The sequence below is a fragment of the Halocatena marina genome, from assembly GCF_023276375.1.
Classification (GTDB): domain Archaea; phylum Halobacteriota; class Halobacteria; order Halobacteriales; family Haloarculaceae; genus Halocatena; species Halocatena marina.
In genome coordinates, this window is record NZ_JALLPK010000001.1 from 1256124 (window position 1) to 1273905 (window position 17782).

14 protein-coding genes are annotated in these 17782 nt (G+C 53.3%); 9 read left to right on the forward strand and 5 right to left on the reverse strand.

Features of this window, described 5'->3' with window-relative positions; genetic code table 11:
* Positions 1–79 precede the first annotated feature (79 nt).
* Entirely contained in the window at positions 80–979 is a 900-nt protein-coding gene (locus MW898_RS05820) for a winged helix-turn-helix domain-containing protein (RefSeq protein WP_248905409.1), read from the forward strand.
* Positions 980–1046: 67 nt separating this feature from the next.
* Here MW898_RS05820 and MW898_RS05825 read toward each other — a convergent pair whose 3' ends face one another.
* The 3 genes from MW898_RS05825 to MW898_RS05835 all read right to left on the reverse strand — a co-directional run bounded on the left by MW898_RS05825 (position 1047) and on the right by MW898_RS05835 (position 2574).
* Positions 1047–1274, reverse strand: a complete 228-nt coding sequence (locus MW898_RS05825; protein WP_248905410.1) for a hypothetical protein — start codon at positions 1272–1274, stop codon at positions 1047–1049.
* 380 nt (positions 1275–1654) lie between these two features.
* Positions 1655–2068, reverse strand: a complete 414-nt coding sequence (locus tag MW898_RS05830) for a VOC family protein (protein ID WP_248905411.1) — start codon at positions 2066–2068, stop codon at positions 1655–1657.
* A gap of 104 nt (positions 2069–2172) precedes the next feature.
* Positions 2173–2574, reverse strand: coding sequence for a hypothetical protein (locus tag MW898_RS05835; protein ID WP_248905412.1), 402 nt, complete (start codon positions 2572–2574; stop codon positions 2173–2175).
* 315 nt (positions 2575–2889) lie between these two features.
* On the opposite strand from MW898_RS05835, the gene MW898_RS05840 reads away from it, so the two are divergent.
* The 7 genes from MW898_RS05840 to MW898_RS05870 all read left to right on the forward strand — a co-directional run bounded on the left by MW898_RS05840 (position 2890) and on the right by MW898_RS05870 (position 11629).
* Positions 2890–3543, forward strand: a complete 654-nt coding sequence (locus MW898_RS05840) for a helix-turn-helix domain-containing protein (protein WP_248905413.1) — start codon at positions 2890–2892, stop codon at positions 3541–3543.
* Positions 3544–3661: 118 nt separating this feature from the next.
* Entirely contained in the window at positions 3662–5602 is a 1941-nt protein-coding gene (locus MW898_RS05845) for an ABC transporter substrate-binding protein (RefSeq protein ID WP_248905414.1), read from the forward strand.
* The gene (locus MW898_RS05850) at positions 5595–6800 is read left to right on the forward strand and encodes a CaiB/BaiF CoA transferase family protein (protein WP_248905416.1); all 1206 of its coding nucleotides are present in this window, start codon (positions 5595–5597) and stop codon (positions 6798–6800) included. The genes MW898_RS05845 and MW898_RS05850 overlap by 8 nt, the downstream gene beginning before the upstream one ends.
* Positions 6797–7651, forward strand: a complete 855-nt coding sequence (locus MW898_RS05855; RefSeq protein ID WP_248905418.1) for an HpcH/HpaI aldolase/citrate lyase family protein — start codon at positions 6797–6799, stop codon at positions 7649–7651. Before MW898_RS05850 ends, MW898_RS05855 begins: the two co-directional genes overlap by 4 nt.
* A complete protein-coding gene (locus MW898_RS05860) occupies positions 7648–8634 on the forward strand; it encodes an ABC transporter permease (RefSeq protein WP_248905420.1) in 987 nt (328 codons plus the stop codon). Before MW898_RS05855 ends, MW898_RS05860 begins: the two co-directional genes overlap by 4 nt.
* A complete protein-coding gene (locus tag MW898_RS05865; RefSeq protein ID WP_248905421.1) occupies positions 8634–9548 on the forward strand; it encodes an ABC transporter permease in 915 nt (304 codons plus the stop codon). The genes MW898_RS05860 and MW898_RS05865 overlap by 1 nt, the downstream gene beginning before the upstream one ends.
* Positions 9545–11629 carry a dipeptide ABC transporter ATP-binding protein gene (locus MW898_RS05870; protein ID WP_248905423.1) on the forward strand — a complete coding sequence of 695 codons (2085 nt, stop codon included), beginning with the start codon at positions 9545–9547 and terminating at the stop codon, positions 11627–11629. Before MW898_RS05865 ends, MW898_RS05870 begins: the two co-directional genes overlap by 4 nt.
* A 127-nt stretch (positions 11630–11756) precedes the next feature.
* Here MW898_RS05870 and MW898_RS05875 read toward each other — a convergent pair whose 3' ends face one another.
* Positions 11757–12311: a PH domain-containing protein gene (locus tag MW898_RS05875; RefSeq protein WP_248905425.1), complete on the reverse strand. Its 555-nt coding sequence runs from the start codon at positions 12309–12311 to the stop codon at positions 11757–11759.
* Positions 12312–12943: 632 nt separating this feature from the next.
* Between MW898_RS05875 and MW898_RS05880 the strand changes: the two genes are divergently transcribed.
* Positions 12944–14395 carry a sulfatase-like hydrolase/transferase gene (locus tag MW898_RS05880; protein WP_248905427.1) on the forward strand — a complete coding sequence of 484 codons (1452 nt, stop codon included), beginning with the start codon at positions 12944–12946 and terminating at the stop codon, positions 14393–14395.
* Positions 14396–14449: 54 nt separating this feature from the next.
* On the opposite strand, the gene MW898_RS05885 is transcribed toward MW898_RS05880, so the two are convergent.
* Positions 14450–16696, reverse strand: a complete 2247-nt coding sequence (locus tag MW898_RS05885; RefSeq protein ID WP_248905429.1) for an ArnT family glycosyltransferase — start codon at positions 16694–16696, stop codon at positions 14450–14452.
* Positions 16697–17782 lie beyond the last annotated feature (1086 nt).

Here is a 17782-nt window from a genome sequence, read left to right on the forward strand (position 1 = left end):
TACTGACTGTCTGGTTCGCTCGCAGCTTCACCATTGTATTACCACAAGCTGATTATTGAGGCGTCGTGGAGTGTGAGACATGATCGACGAATCGTCCATCGAAGATAGTGCGGTGACCGTTGAACGACGCTCACCGGAGGACGTCTTCAGCCTGCTCGCGAACGATGTCCGCATCGAAATCCTCCACGCACTCGGTGAAACGCCGGATACGTCTCTGTCGTTCTCAGAACTTCAAGCGCGTGTGGATGTTGCCGACAGCGGGAATTTCAACTATCACCTAGAGAAACTCTGTGGTTCATTTATTCGAAAAGACGACGACTACGAACTCACACACGCTGGTGAACAGATCATCGGTGCGATGCTCGCAGGAACGTACACTGCAGACGCGACTATTGAACCAATATTACTGGATTGGAACTGTCTGCTCTGTGGCGGCGCGATGACTGCTGAGTACTTCGGAGAGCGCGCCCACATCTCCTGTCAGACGTGCGGAAAAGGCGCTGTGTTCCCGTTTCCGCCCGGGTGCCTCACGCAGTTCGATCGATCGGAACTCCCAGCGGCATTTGCACGGTGGTTGCGTCAACTCGTCAAACGGACCATTGCAGGATTCTGTCACGTTTGTGCCGGGCGCGTGGACGGTGCGCTCGCACGATTACCCGGAGGCACTGAAGCCAATCCAAAACCCTCTCAGGCTGCCTTCGAATGTCAGCGGTGTGGTGGTGGCATGCGATTCTCCGGCGCAACACTCGCAACCTTTCACCCGCAAGTTGAGTCGTTCTTTTTCGAGCACGACCTCCACCTGTTAGCTGGCCACGCATCCCGAGCATGGAGCCGTCTCGACCGGTTTGACTCCGAAACGCTCGAAACTGACCCGCCACGGCTTGAGATGACCTTCGCACACGGCGGTGAAACACTCACAGCCGAAATCATGCCGGACGCGACGATTCGAACCGTGCAGCGATACGCCACAGACAGCTAATTCGGCGGGGATCGATCTAGTGTGACGAACCGCAGATGATGTGTTCAGAAACCCATACTATCACGTGTTAGTCAGCGTACGTGATTGTGGTCACAAGTCCGATTCCGACCGCGATGAGAAAGAGCATGATACCAACCGATTGGCCGGTCCCAATCGTCATTCCTTCGATGAAACTGCGAAACGCCCGCCAGTTCGGGGTCTCAAACGCGATCCAGCCCCCGATGAGGACCCCGCCGACCAGCGATAGACTGGTGGCGACGAGTGTACCAACGAATGCCAGCACTTTTTTCGCCATCGACTGGCTCTGAGGATCACGATTACGCCTCTTTGATCGACGATCGTGTCTACCAGATCTCTCCATATGTCTGTCATCAACGTATGGAACCATTTGTCTTGGTTCTTCTGATCGTGGCTGACCCGTATCGATCCGGATTTTAGTCCAAACATCGATTAAATGATAGCACCATATCTCTGATTGTGTTATATTCTGATACTTGTGGGAAGTTTCCTTTCAGATATCCAATAAGATAATGCTAAACACGATTTGTGTATCGGTTCACTGTGATCGTGTCGTGGGTCTGAATCTGTCTATATGACGTGAATAACACAGAACAGCTGTTATGAAGGTGTTTACACACTGAAAACAAGGCGATTCGACCAGCGTCTGTACTTCTATTATGTCTCTTCTGGAGACACGTGTTCGACGAGAACGACTCCGTTCCCGTACAGATCAGTCGCAACAGCCTCAATTCCGTAAGGTTGCGTTTTTGGTTCGGAGGTAAACTCGACACCTCGTTCACGGAGAGTTTCGTACGTTGCGTGGCAATCATCCACGGTGAAAGCAAGTGCCGGTTGCCGTCCCAACATTGCACCACGACGTTCGGCCTCCTCACCTTCGAACCAGTCGAGTGGCTCAAGGACAATTTCCACCGTATCGTCTTGTTTGGGGGCGACAGTGACCCAGCGACGAGCCTCGGGGCCAAACGTCTCGTCACCTTTCTTTTCGAGACCGAGTTTTTCGGTGTAAAAACGCAGCGCAGCATCTTGCTCTTCTACGATACGGGTGGTGAGACGGAGTTTTTCGATCATGTTTCCTCACTCTATCGAGGTCATTTATCGGTGAATACGTTCGCCTAGCGGGTTGAAAGTGTAATTGGTCTCGTGGATGGAAACGAGTTTAATGGTCGCCCTGTCTATGCTCCTGCCGCAGCGGGCCGGCGGGAGAGCCGAGTATACTGGGCGGTGAGATCGTCAACCATCGCATGTATTGAGTCCGTCTCGATCGGCCGGAGTGCCCGGTACCACGCCACTGGACAGCCCCCGCCCGGATGTTCGTATCGAAGAGCATGGTACCGATCGGCGAACTCAATCCACACATCTCGAATCAGTCGCTCTGCGGTGCCACTCGAAGACTCTCCCGAGTGTTGTTGGTACAGCGGTAGCCACACCTCTACAACCGCATCTGCCTGAAGGAAGCCGACGAGCTGCCGTTCGGACAACGGTTCAGCAGGGAGACAATCGATTCGGCGCTGAGCGGGTGAGACGAGTGTCGTTGGGAGCGTCCAATCGGTAGCAATTGAACACGTTTCGGACATATATATGGTGCATAACAACATCCACTGAGATAAAGGTACCTGGTTACAAACGTATATTATAGAATTTAATATAATAATAGCAGTTAGGAATAGATAGAACAGCCTACTAATTATTCGCGGCTGCATCTACACTTGGGTGTCGGTCATTCGCTCGATCTCTACTGTGCTGTTCGTTCTGGGCTTGCTTCGACATGGGTCCGACGAAGTCAAACTAAAGAGCGTTTCCGTGAGGTACATATAATAGTTGCTGATGATTGGAATACGGAGTGATAAACGATTTTTCGTGTCAAGTTCCACACGGTTCCCACCGGTGTGATGGAAAAACTCGATACCCAGCTCGATGACGTTCGTAGCATCGAACTCGATAATGCCTTCTATGTCGAAGATGGCACGTGGATCGAGTCGCTCACGGTATCGTCGGCGACTGATTTCGATCCACACGAACCCCTTTCGGAGATTTGGGGTGTGGAACTGTTCTACACGCACGAAATACCAACTGGTCCATCTGGCGTCGCGATCCGCCGCCTGACGATTATCGCCAAGGAATCATATCCCTTTATTCTCAGCGTTGTCCTTCGTCAGGAAGCGATTCCAAATCGAATCGCACTGCAGGGAAACGAGTTTGAAGTTGTCGCCACCGTTCGAAATTGGGAACAGTTTCGTTCACTTGCCGACGAACTCGAGGAGACGTTGGGCGCATTTGAGTTACAAAGTGTGAATCAAATTGAAACTCCGGGAGAGCCACTCGGTAGTGGACGAATAACCGAAGTTCTCACCACGAAGCTCACTCACGAGCAACTCGCAGCGCTCGAAACCGCGTACGATATGGGCTATTTCGACGTGCCGCGAACGGCGTCGACAGTCGACATCGCGGAGGAGCTGAATGTTTCCCAATCGACGGTGAGCGAACGGTTGCGAGTTGCCGAACGGAACCTTTTCGCACTGATCTACGGTCCCCGCGAGAAATAGCGCAGGGAACGACCGACGACCGGGCATCTGAATATCACCCCTCATATAAAGTGTGGTAGCAACCACCGCGTATCGGGATAAGATTCAGTGAGATACTTGTCTTTTGGTGACTTGTTGCATGGACACAAAAGATCATCACAGATCGATGGTGGCTGACGATACACGACGAGTCAGTCGGCGTCGGTATCTCGCGGCAGCCGCGGTTAGCGCCGCAGGTCTGTCCGCGCTTGCGGGGTGTAGCTCACCGCTATCGGGAAACAGCGATGCGAACGCGCTCGATGCTGAGGTACCCAAAGGCGCACCCGAATCAGTCGAGACGAAGTACTGGCACGACTGGCCAACGATCGAAGCCGACACACCACCAATGGAGTATACTGCGACAGCGGGTGGAGTGCTCGATCCAGTGACGATTGAGTTCTCCACAGAAGATGATTCGTGGATGCGCGAGCACGCATTCATGATCCAGCGTGCACTCGCTGATCTCGGTGCACCGACGACGCTCAACGACCGTCCGCTGAATCAGTTATACGCACAGAGTTGGACCACAGCTGGCCTCGAAAACATGATCTCGATGAGTACTCACGGACCGGATCCCCAGCGAGGACTCGATCCAAATCCGTTGTTAATGCGCCGACACAAATCGAATCCGTCGAACTACGACAACTACTGGCACCCAACGCTCAACGACATCCTCGACAGACAGCGCCAGCAAACGGGCGACCGAAAGACACGAAAGCGCCTCGTTGATCGGGCGCTAACGATCTTTGCAGAGGATGTGGGCGGTCTCATTACGCTCTTTCCGGATGTCATCACGGCCGCCAACGAACGAAAATGGAATGGGTACGTTCCGACACCAGGAGATGGCCCGACGGGTGATGCCTTTCAATGGTCGGAGGTCAATCTCCAGCCGACGGCTGGCGACCGGTCCTACGTGAAAGGCACGACCATCTCGATGAACTCGCTCAATCTGCCGTGGGCCGCCGGTGGTGCAGAAGAAAAGCGACTCAGATATATTTACGATGGATTATTCGATGCGTCGCCTGAACTCGAAGTGATTCCCGCACTTGCGACGAACGCGACCGTTGTTGACGACACCACGATCGAGATGGAGCTTCGAAAGGGTGTCACGTGGCACGACGGGAAGCAATTCACTGCTGAAGACGTGGCGTTCACTGTCAATTACTATCTACAACATTCATCACCGAGTCAAGCACCTTTTTACGAACCGATCGACGCTGTCGAGCCACTCGGCAAACACGCTGTTCGGTTCTCTCTCAAGCGTCCGGATGCATCGTTTCTAACCCAACGCGTCGTCCGAAGCGCGATCATTCCAAAGCATCGATGGGCAGACATCGACAACCCGACTCAGTATAATCCAGCCAATCCAATCGGCAGTGGTCCGTTCGAATTCGAGAGCTGGTCTCAGAGCAGCAAGTTTGTCGTCAATCGTAGTGACGAGCACTGGATGTGGAACAACAAGTGGCGTACAGAGCATCTCGGAGAGAGTGCAACCACCGGACCGGGTATCGACCGTGTAATCTGGGTCAACGTCGGGAACATCAATGCGCTGATCGGCGGCATCCAGAGCGGAGATATCGATGCCATCGCTGGCCGTCTGTCGAGTCAGCAGGCCGAACGCGCAGCACGACCCGCTGCCGTCGAGAAGAAAGTCACCGACAATTTCGCACCATTAGATACGAAGCTCATGTTTTCTGCACCATTAATCCGCGATAAGGAGTTCAGAGTCGCACTCGCGAAATCCACCGACAAAAAAGGGTTCGTCAAACAAGTCCTCCGGGGACACGCGACTGTTCCGCCTGGCGAAAACTTCATTTCAGACATTATGATGTGGCACAACAAAAACACACACGATTACGGATACGACGTAGAAGCAGCACGGACGATTCTCAAACGGGCGGGATACACGTGGGACAACAACGGCAACCTCAGATTTCCGAACGGGGCTGCATGGGGTGCGTTCATCGAACGGATACAGAACGGCAACTGCCACCAGCGACGAACAGATCTCGGACAACGGAATTTCGCCAGCGATGAGTGAAAAACCACTTGACGGTGTCACCGTCATCGACTGTGCGTCACTGTATGCAGGTCCGCTTACCGCGATGGCGCTCGGAGATTTCGGCGCCGAGGTCATCAAGATCGAACATCCCCAGGGCGATGCGCTGCGAGAGTTCGGAGCGTACGAAGAACCGCTGTCGTATCTCTGGGTCAATCGAAACAAAAAGAGCGTTCCACTCGATCTCCACACCATCGAAGGACAGCAGCTATTCTGTGAGCTCGTTGCGGATGCGGATGTTCTCGTCGAGAACTTTCGTCCGGGACGGCTCGAATCGTGGGATATCGGCTGGGAAAGGCTCTCGGAGCTCAATCCGGAACTCGTGATGGTTCGGACGACTGGATTCGGTCAAACCGGCCCATACAGCGACCGGCCCGGATTCGGGACGCTCGTCGAGTCGATGAGTGGCTATGCGTACTCGACCGGTCACGCAGACGGTCCACCTACGTTGCCCCCCGTCGCGATGGCGGATACGATCTGCTCGCTGCACTCCGTGTACGCCACGATGATGGCGTTGTACTGGCGTGATACGTGTGATGGAACGGGCCAGTATATCGACACTGCAATTCTCGAAACCATGTTTGGAACGCTCGGTGATCACGTAATCGAGTACGGACGGAAAGAGATCGATCACGAACGGTCGGGTAACCAGAGTAGTCGCACCGCTCCACGAAACACCTATCAGACCAAAGACGGCCGATGGGTGGCGATATCGGGCAGCTCAGCGAACATCGCCGAACGTATTCTCCGGATCGTCGGTGGTGAGGAACTCGTTGATGATCCACGCTTTGAGACGATGGAAGACCGCCTAGCGAACGCTGATACACTCGATGGAATTATCGACGACTGGATGGGGCGTCATACCCGCAAAGAGGTAATCGAGATCTTCGAGACTAACGAGGCTGCCCTTGGACCAGTATATAATATGGCCGATGTTTTCGAGGATCCCCACTTCGACGAGCGTGATGCGATCATCGTGGTCGAAGACGACGAATACGGTGCTGTCCCGATGCGTGGTGTGTTCCCGAAATTCTCGGAAACACCCGGTGCTGTGAGACACACTGGTCCACGGCTCGGTGAGCATACTCTCGAAATACTGCCCGAACGGACCTCGGTTACCGAAACAGAACTAAAACAGCTTGCTGACGAGGGCGTGACGACAGTGGAGGGAGACAGATGACCAACCGCCTTCGCCGTTCACTGCTGTACACGCCAGCAGACGACCGATCGATGATGGTAAAGGGCGTAGAAACCGCTGCCGACGCGGTCATCTTTGATCTGGAAGATGCGATCCCAGACACTGCGGTGTCCGCTGCACGAAATCGAATCATCGATGTCCTCACAGAGAACGACTTCGAAACAACAGAGCTCTGTGTGCGAATCAACGGACTCCAGACGGATGCATGGCTCAATGACACCCTCGCAGCTGTCGAGGCTGGCGTGGATACGATCGTGCTTCCGATGGTCGGACAACCGAGTCACCTCGAGACCGCCGTTCGGGTCGCCACCGACGCGGCTGGGCCAACACCGGAGTTCATCCCGACGATTGAGACGCCACAGGGCGTTGCGAACGCACATGCAATTGCAAAGGCGGCACGAACGCTTCCTTCGGTCTCCGGATTCTCGTTTGGCTTTGGTGACTATACAAATGCAGTCGGTGCAACCGGTCGACCGGAGCGACTTCGTGACGAACTCGAACGAATGACAGTGCGCGCAGCCGCACTCGGTGGACTCGAACCGCTTGCAACGGTTTATCAGGATTACACCGATGAAGCAGGGCTACGCGAGACAGCACGCAGGGCACGGGCGATCGGGTTCGTCGGCCAGAAGGCGATCCATCCCGCACAGATCGAGATACTCAATGACGTATTCACTCCATCACACGAGGAAATTCAGCAAGCACAGCGATTCGTTGCTGCGTTCGAAGACGCAGAGCGCGATTCGATCGTCGTCGACGGTACTTTCCTCGATACGGCTATCGTCGAACAGTATCGGACGGTTATCGCACGCAGTGAAGCGGTGGATGCATGAGTGAGTTCCAGCGATTCCTCGCAAAGCGGATCGGAATTTCCGTATTGCTCACGCTCGTCGCTGTGTCGGTGATCTTTTTCACACTCCGGCTGCTACCAGGCAGTCCGTTCACGCAGTTGGTCGCGTCTGGCAATCTCACCGAACAACAAGTTCGGGAGATCATGCAACTCTATGGATTGAACAGACCTCTCAGTGAGCAATATCTCGCCTATCTTCGAAACCTGCTCACGTTCCAGTTTGGTTACTCGATCCGACAGAGCCGGCCCGTTTGGGAAATTCTTGGTCCGAAACTGCTCAACACGCTCGTCTTACTCATCCCAGCTCTGGTCTGTACGGCGATCCTGAGCACGCTTCTCGGGATGGTCGCTGGCTGGAATCGAGGATCGTGGCTGGAGACAGGAAGTATCGTAACGACCACCTTCTTTCGGTCGACACCGGTATTTATCTCAGCGCTCGGGTTCATTATCGTCTTCGCGTACACCTTCAATCTCGTTCCGGCATTCGGGATGCGAGATATCACGGTTACTCCAAACGGTGTCGGAGCCTACTTCTCGATCGACTTTCTCCATCACTACATACTCCCGTTTACTGTCGCCATGCTCTACTACAGCGGTGACTTTCTCTTGCTTGCTCGGAACGGTATCGTCGAGCGGAAGGGTTCTGCGTTCCTCAAGCTTCATCGAGCGAAAGGCCTCTCCGAAACTGAGCAGCTGTGGCGTGCCGGTCGGAACTCGTTGTTGCCCGTGCTGACGTACTTTGCGCTCCGGCTCGGGATGGTGTTTCAAGGTCTCATCTTGCTCGAGGTGGTTTTCGGTTGGCCAGGTATTGGCCGCCAGTTGGTCACCTCGATTGCACAGCAAGACTACCCGGTTGTACAGGCTGCTGTCTTCCTCATGGCGCTCGCTGTCATCATCATGAATCTCGTAGCCGACGTGTTATCGGCGTACTTCGATCCGACTGTCTCGATGGGAGGTGGTAACTGATGTCCGTCGAGTTCTCCCGGTCAACCGGTGACTGGCTCCAAACGAAAGCGAGTCAGGTTCGGACCCAACTCCAGTTCATCGCCGAGGATCGACCGGCGTTCGTGAGCTTGGTCGTTCTTGCAAGCTTCCTGTTTCTGGGCGTGTTCGGCCCAGTGATCGCTCCACACGAACCGATCCGCTACAGCGTGCTCTCTGCGAATGGCGTCATTATGCGGTTACACCCGCCAACGCTTGCGGCCCCGCTTGGCACGACCGCCTACGGGAAAGATGTGCTCAGCCAGTTCCTCGCTGGAGCCCGACCAACCCTCATCGTAGGACTGTTCGGTGGTATAGCGACCGGCGGGATCGGATTCCTCGTTGGATTGGTCAGCGGCTACTACGGTGGCTGGGTGGATGAGGTTCTGATGCGACTCACGGACCTCACGTTCTCGCTGCCGTTCATGCCGATGGCGCTGTTGTTGCTCACATTTATTCGACCAAATATCTGGATTATCACGCTGATCATCGCGGCCTTCCTTTGGAAGATGCCTGCACGCGTTGTGCGCTCGGAGGTGCTCTCGATCCGCGAGCGGACGTTCGTAAAATCCGCACGCGCGAGCGGCGCGAGTGACTTCCGGACGATGTTCGGTCACGTTGCGCCAAACGTCCTACCGATCGGCTTTCTGTACACGGCGTACGGTGTCGCGTGGTCGATCGCGGCTCAGGCGAGTCTCGCGTTTCTCGGATTCGGCGATCCGACGACGACTAGCTGGGGGCGAATGCTCAGACAGCTTTTCGCCTCAGGAAGCATCCGGGTCGCGTGGTGGTGGGTCCTTCCACCAGCGCTTGGTATCGCTGCCGTCACGACATCGGTGTTCCTCATCGGGCGTGCGTACGAGGAAATCATTAACCCCGAAATTAACGATCACCAATGAGTTTACTCGAAGTCGAAGATTTGAAAGTCACGTACGGTACCGACGATGGACGCGTCCACGCTGTCAATGGCGTCTCGTTCACAATCGAGGATGGCATTAACTATGGGCTCGCCGGTGAGAGTGGCTCGGGAAAATCCACGGCCGCCGAAGCGATCATTGGTCTATTGCCGGACAATGCACAAGTCGACGCTACATCGGTTCGGTTTGATGGTGTTGACCTTCTCGAACTGTCTGCGAACGAACGACAAGACATACTCTGGGAGCGGATAGCATACATCCCCCAGAGTGCAATGGACTCGCTTGACCCGGCAATGACTTGCAGCGCACAGATACGTCAGGCGATCCAGAAACACCGTCTCATCTCGAAATCGAATGCCCGCAGCCGAGCTCACGAACTCTTCGAGATGGTTGGACTCGACCCCGGTCGAATTGATGACTACCCACACGAGTTCTCAGGCGGAATGCGCCAGCGAGTCACAATTGCGATGGCACTCGCGCTTGATCCTGATCTCATCATCGCTGATGAGCCGACGACCGGACTTGACGTGATCGTTCAAGACAAAATCATCGATACCATCCTCGACATTCAGGCCCAGATCGATAGCTCACTCCTGCTCATTACGCACGATATCGGCGTCATTGCCGAAACGTGCGACGAACTGTCCTTGCTCTACGGCGGCAAGGTGATGGAACAAGGGAGCGTGGATAACATGCTGATCAATCCTGTCAACCCCTATACGATGGGGCTGAAGAACTCCTTCCCGACGGTCGATGAGACCGACGAAACACCGGTCTCTATTCCAGGATCACCACCTGATCTCACTGAAGAACCCGCTTCGTGTGTTTTTCTCGACCGGTGTGCGTTCGCCACCGAGGAGTGCGAAAACTCCCACCCAGCGTTCGTCGAACTGCCGAACCGTAACCAGCGTTCGGCTTGCCACCACGCTAAAAAGGCCGCACAGATGCGTCACGAGGCGACAGATCCCGGAACGTGGGGAATCACTACAGATAGCACAGCACAGTCTGGTACTGATGAGGTGGTTCTCGAAACGGACGGACTCGAGAAGTATTATACGCAGAGCCAGTCGCTTGCTGCGAAGCTCCGAGGTCAAGAGCAAAACCACATTCGGGCAGTCGATGGCGTCTCGATCGAAGTCCGTCGCTCGGAGGTTCTTGGCGTTGCCGGAGAATCGGGCTGTGGGAAGTCCACGCTCGGTGAAACCATCGCGCTCTTAGAGGAGCCGACTGGTGGCGAAATTGTCTTCGACGGAATGTCCTTTGAGGAGTATCACGACGGCAATATGAAGGAGTTCCGAAGGAAAATGCAGTTCGTCTTCCAGGATCCCTACGACTCGCTGAACCCCAGACAGAAGGTCCGTGATCTTGTCGGCGAGCCGCTCGTGATTCACGACTATCGAACTGAAAAGCGTGAACAGACCGTTATCAATACCCTCGAACAGGTCGGACTCACACCCGGCACGGCGTTTCTCGATGCGTACCCTCACGAGCTCTCAGGCGGTCAGCGTCAACGCGTCGCCATCGCCCGCGCGCTTGTACTCGATCCAGACTTCTTGATCTGTGACGAGCCAGCATCGATGCTCGACGTCTCGCTGAAAGTCAACCTCCTCAACCTCCTGCGAAATCTCGCAAACGAAACCGACATCGGCATCATCTACATCTCTCACGACCTTGCCAGTCTCACGCAGGTCTCGGACCGTCTTGCTATCATGTATCTTGGACGAATTGTAGAGATGGGTGAGACCGCTTCAGTTGTCGCGGATCCGAAACACCCGTACACGAACTCGCTGCTGGCGGCATCTCCGGAGAAGGATCCGTCTGTCGACCGTAATCGGATTCTTCTCGACGGTGAACCACCGGACCCGGTTGCGCTTCCCTCGGGCTGCAAATTCGAACCTCGGTGTCCGAAAGCTCGCGAACAATGCCATCAATCAGAACCAACGCTGGAGGAAGCTACTGAGGAGGGGCAGGCGGCGGCCTGTTACTTCCCGGAAGACGAAGCACAGTATTCGTCTGTCGATGACGAAGCTTCCGCTGAGCACGGGGAATCAGCCAGCGACTAATCCCTCTCTGCCCGAGGATATTATCCGATTCAGTGTCATAGCGGCCATCTGTACGAAAAATCTTCCCGTTGCTTGCTGTCAATCAGCAACGTTCTGATGAGGGCACAGAAAAGAACCACTTCGCGTGTTAGTACGCGTGTGGTTGTGCGGTAACCGTTCTATTTGAGGTTCGCTCGTTGGTTCTTGGCTTCGTAGCTCCGTGCTCGGTGAGGAGGGCGCTCGTATACTCGGGGTCCGAGACGTTTGCAAGACGAAAGCCAGACGCGTTTCCACCAGCTGTCTCGATATCAATTGTCCCGTACGACAGGATGCGCTCTCGGACGGTTTGGGTGATGGTGGTGTGCTGGATTCGGGAAAGCCAAATCGTACGGACTGTACAGGAGAGCAATCCTGATTTCTTGTATACTTTTTCGGACGTGAGGACATATTGGACGCTCCTGCGGTGGAGAAGCAACCCGACGATACCGACGGTTCCGATTCCGATTAACACGACCGAGAGTGCGTTGATGAGCGCCTCTCCTCGGCTGAATGCAATCATGATTCCTCCAACCCCAAATCCTACGAGGAGCAGACTTATCACGAGTGATCCGGCGGCTGCTCGGAGGCTCGGGGACCCGTTCCATACGACCCGTTCGTTCGACGCGAGTGTTACCCACGATGGGCCGCTAGTCGTTTCCGACATATTTGAGCATTTATTCTGAAACGGTATATACTTTGTCGTGTTATTCAGATTTTATCGGTTATTATTGGGCAATCTAGGTGAAAGAAGCTCACTTATGTGCAAAGGTTGTTTTGTCGTACTCCACCTGTTCTGGTTGTTGCTCCCGACGTTTGCTTCTTGAAGACGCTCAGTTCTACTGACGACTCGTGTATGTGAACGAAAAACGATCGGCCTCCCGCGAGCAATAAAGCTGATGTGAATGAGTGTGTTAGAAGATTACGTTTAGATGTTGTTGGAGGATAAAAAGTGAAAAAGTAACATTCGAAGCAGATCTGGTTGTGCAGAGCACAGGCGAAGAAATGTTAATATAAAATACAAAATTCATCGGACTATCATAGAATATATTGGAAAATAGAAATATAATTGTAGTATAATACCTATTGGAAATAGGTCTCATGCCGGCTAAAGGTGCCAATGTCGCTGATTCAGCAATGGTATAAAAATTGTTATTAAATAAATACTCGTGATTTGCATTACTCATAAGTAACCTCTTGCCATATGTCATTCTGATGGATTCGTTCCATAACATGTCAGTCAAATTTATCTCGATAGGCAGAGATCGAGTGAGAGTCACTGAAGGAGGGCTGTAACGAATGCGGAATGTTGTACTTATCGTTCTCGACACGGTTCGAAAGGACACGTTCGACGAGAGCGCACCACGACTCCGGGAGGCGTCGGGAACCTCGTTCGAGCAGGCTCGTGCTGCAAGCTCGTGGAGTGTGCCGAGCCATACGAGTATTTTCACTGGGCAATTGCCCCACCAGCACGGTATCCACGCAGAGAGCTTCGACTCGTCATTTAGCTTCTCGACGATCGATGAGAACGACACGTTCCTCGGCGATCTTTCAGGTTATCGAAAGATCGGATTAAGTGCGAACTCGTATCTGAATCGGGTGTTCGGCTTCGACTCGTTCTTCGACGAGTACGAAGATTTCTCGATCGGTTCGCATGTTCACGAAAGTCTGTTCACAGATGGGTTGGTGATTCGGGAGTTCTTGGCAGAGTCCGACGAGCCAAACGCCGCAAAACGATATTTGGATTTTCTTCGAGCTTGCTTCGACCACGACAAACCGCTGAAGAGCGTCGCTAACGGTGTTTGGTCACAGATCGGTCCAACGGTGAAACGGCTGCCCGTCCCCGAGGTTGTCGACGACGGTGCAAAGAACATCGCGCGCACAGCACACGATCGAGCGACAGAAGACAGCGAGCCATTCTTCCTATTTGCGAACATGATGGACGCCCATACGCCGCTTCGGAATCTGATCCAGTTCGATCAATCGCTGCACTCGGTTCCGAACGACTGGAGTTCGAACGAGTTCGACAAATGGGAGTTGAACAAGGATGGCGCGGCGACAGATGAGTACACACGCAATTACCGACAGCTGTACGCTGCTGCCGTTGAGTATCTCGATCGTGTGATATCCGGATTAATCGACGATATTCAACGATCTACGGCCCGCGAAACAACGTTCGTTATCATCTCCGATCACGGACACAATCTCGGTTACGACAGCGACGATGAGCTCTTTCATCACACTGGGAGCATGACCGAAGGCATCATGCACACGCCGTGTGAGATTATTAACCCACCGGATGGGTATCCAGAAACCGTCACCGAGTACTTCTCGCATCTTCAACTGAGCGAGCTCATCGTTAGACTCGCTCACGAAGAGCCATTCGATGACGCGCTCACGGCCGAGTGGATTCCCGCCGAAACGATCGGATTGCTTGGGACGGATCCCACGTGGGGGAAAGAATTCACCGATGATGAGTTCACGTACTGGAACCGAATGATCCGGTGTGTCTACCACGACGATACGAAAATTGAGTGGAACTCACTGGGTGAGTGCTATGAGTACGAACTCGATTCGAACCGACCATCACGCCAGCAGTTACTCACGGACGATATAGCACCGAAATCGGAAGCGACAGCACTCTTCGAGGAAAGTCTGGTGGAGTACAAACAACAGGCGGCTGCTGACGAACAAGACCTCGCGTTCGATGAATCGGTCGAAAATCAGCTTCGTGAACTGGGATACCTCTGACCAGTTTTACACACAAAGACCAACGACAGCGGGCCGATAGGCGAACGATATCGACTACGCTGTAATGGCCGACGCCCGTTCTTTCGGTTCTAATTCAGACTCTGACTCTGGGCTAACACTATTGGTGCCTTGTTTCCCCTCTGTTTGTATGGTTGTATTCATACTGACTTCTGGAGGATACGTCCCCCCTGGCACGTACATTCCTTCACGCCCACACGAGTGCGAGCCTCTACAGACCTTCGTCGGGCCAGGCCAGAGGAATCGGGCACTCTCGTTGTTCGCATCAATAGCGAGTCCCTGACTGTACGTAACGGGATCACCGTCGTCTTTTCTGAAGGTGATCGCTAACGTGGCGTAGACTGGTCCTTCGACGGCAATTGCATCGGCATGTGTCTGTTCTGCAGTTGGGTGTGGAGTGACACGACCGGTTGGCAGAGTCCGCTGGGTGGTGTTGGTAGTGTTACTCATTGCTCCTTGCGCCCCTTGAATATCCGCTAGCCTTACGTGCGTTCCATTGACATCCCAGCGTACCGTGACCGGTTTCTCTTTGCTCGCGTCTGAACCACGATGATAACTAACGATCTCTGTTTTATTTACCGAGAGGCGAACCGATGATAGTCGTCCGAGATCACCAACGGTTGTCGTGAATCGGTGATGAGAGCCGTTGCGGATATCGAGTGATTGTAGATGTGGGGTGATTTGCTGTCCTTTCCCACTATCCCACAGCCCCCTGTACGTGAATCGGTAGGGTGTTCGATTGGGGTACGCATCGATGGTAGCGAATTGCTTGGTTGGACCGAGATTTTGTGCATAAAGGGTTGAGCCCTCATTGAGCGAGCCGCCGTTGCGGAGCGACTGGAACGGGTGACCCAACCACTCCTCGTGCGGCGTTGGCAGGAAGACAAGCGCGTGATCGAACGTCTGTTTCTCGAATGGGGCGTATACCTCTGCATACTGGTCGGTATACTCCATATTTCGCTCAACCACTGGTTCAATCCTGTTGTATTCTGCGCCTGCAATAATTGGTGCCGAGACGATAATGAGCACGATAACGACTAGTCGTGCTGTCTCCGCTGAGGTGTGTTTCGCGGCCGTCGATCTGATCGTTCGTCCGAGCCAAAGCGCGCCTGCACTAGCGAACACGGACAGTGGGAGTATGAGATCGAGATGATAGTACGGACCAAGTTTCGAGATGAAGCCGTCTGTGGTATCTGTGACCGCTCCAAGAATGTTGAACGTTCCCCAGAAGTAAATATTTCCAACGATGACGGAAACGAACACTGCTGAAAGAATCATTCGAAGCTCCCAATCAGGAAGTGACGTTTCATTGTTACTTTCATGCTGGTGGAGTACGACTGGAATGAGGCCGAGTACAGCGAGTATCGAACCAATCGGTGCAGCAAATGTCCATTGAGAGAGGAGTTCGATGACGAGCTGTGTGTTCGCTTGCAGCGCGAGGTCAATCGTATACCAGAGTCCCGGCCCGGTGAGTCTCCGAAATCCGAATCCTAGTCCATCCAACGGCGCGAATACCTGATAGGGAAAGAGGAACGGGTTACCTGTCACGATACCGTTGTACGCGAGGGCGAGGCTAACTCCGCCCAGTCCGAAGAGGGCGACGACTGCCTCTCGTTCCATCAGTGGTTGCCAGTCGTTCTGATTGCGGATGGCAACAAACGCCACACTGAGTGCGTGAACAACGAACGGGGTCGCAAAGAGAACGGCTGAATACGGGCGGGAGAAAAACGACAGCCCAATCGCTCCTCCGGCGAGCATAGCATATCGCCGACGCCGCTGTCGATGCATCCGGATGTATCCGAACGCAAACATGAGGTTCAACAGCATCGTTGGTGCATACGACATGAATGTCGCGGAGATAAACAGGAAAAACGGTGTCAAAAGAGTAATCCCGGCGGCGAGGACACCTGTCGGTCGGTCGAACACCTCACGCCCGATAAGACCGACGAACGCGACGTTGCCAGCCGCGATCACCGAGAGCGCCAACCGAGGAATGCCAAGCGCAAGCCCAGGGGTGAACAGCCCCGCAGCCACCGGCGTATACTTCGGATAGAGACGCTTTCCATCCCGTATGAAGAACCACGGCTGAAAGACCTTTGAAAGATCAGCCGTGAGCCATAGTTTCCCTTGAAGAAGTAGATTCGCCTGCTGGAGATATACCCCTTCATCGTGATTTACCGAGAGATACGGAAACACTTCGTGGCCAATAACGTACACCACGATTCCAGCGAGCACCGCGAAAACGGCGATTGCAGTTCGAAATCGATTCTCAGTCCAGCTCATTTTCCTCGTTATTGGAATACTCTCTCTGAGTGTAGTCGTGATTGTCGATCCGTTCTCGAACGTGATTGTGTGAGCAGGTGATCACGTTGCAACTGTCACGTTCGCGCCTCGATTGTGGCTGTGTACTCGTTTTTTCTTCTATTAGATCTGATTGCCTTGTTAGAACCATATCTCTCCGAATTTTTCCATACAGTATGAATGCGCCCACACGCTCACAGACTCATTCTCAATGCTGTCTGCACTCTTTCCGTGATCTCTCGGCTCTGTCATTTCTGTACTGCCAGCCATAACGCCATCGCTGATAGAACGACTTTCATTTCGTGCCGATTGCAAGCCAACCTCAGTATAGTGGTGAAGAAAGATAGCGATCAAGAAGTCACTACGACTTCTTGTGATTCTGTAACCTGTCGTCGGTTCCATGACCGAGCAAGAACTAGCATAAGGGATAGTGTTTGTGTCCTACGATGGATTTCACAATGATTACCACACAACTCTTGGGTATTTGGTCTCATTCTACAGATTTTTCCTGCTCGTGTCTACTGCTCTCTGTTTGGATTCGTTGTAAATCCTAAAATCGATTGGGAAATGCTTGATATAGACTGAACAGAGTGTATCGGCCGGTGAATTGTGTGATGAATGCGATAAATTATATGCCGATATACGAAGGCCGGATAGTGGACGTTGGGAACGTTAGCTCCAACACAGGGATTTCCCTGGTTATTCTAGCGCTGCTGGCCTCCTTCGTCTACTACTATAATTTCCAGTGACTGAATCAGGCGCTCAACAACTGCATTCCTCTCAAGAGGGATACAAACAACTGACTAGACAATGCTTCATGATTTATTCGGTCGAAAAATTGAAACAAGGTTGATCGAATCTGACCAAATATTTCTATTAGTCAGCTTTGAACTCGTCACAGTCTTCGTATCGAAAGAAGACCTTTCGCTCTCGTTCCTTGGCACAGTATTTGCACCGATAGATCGTCTTGGGTCGTCCTTCATACACTTTTCTAATTGGCATAATCACATGGGGACCAACCGTCTGAGTTTGGTTTTGTCTCATATATCGACTTATTTTGCCAAGTAT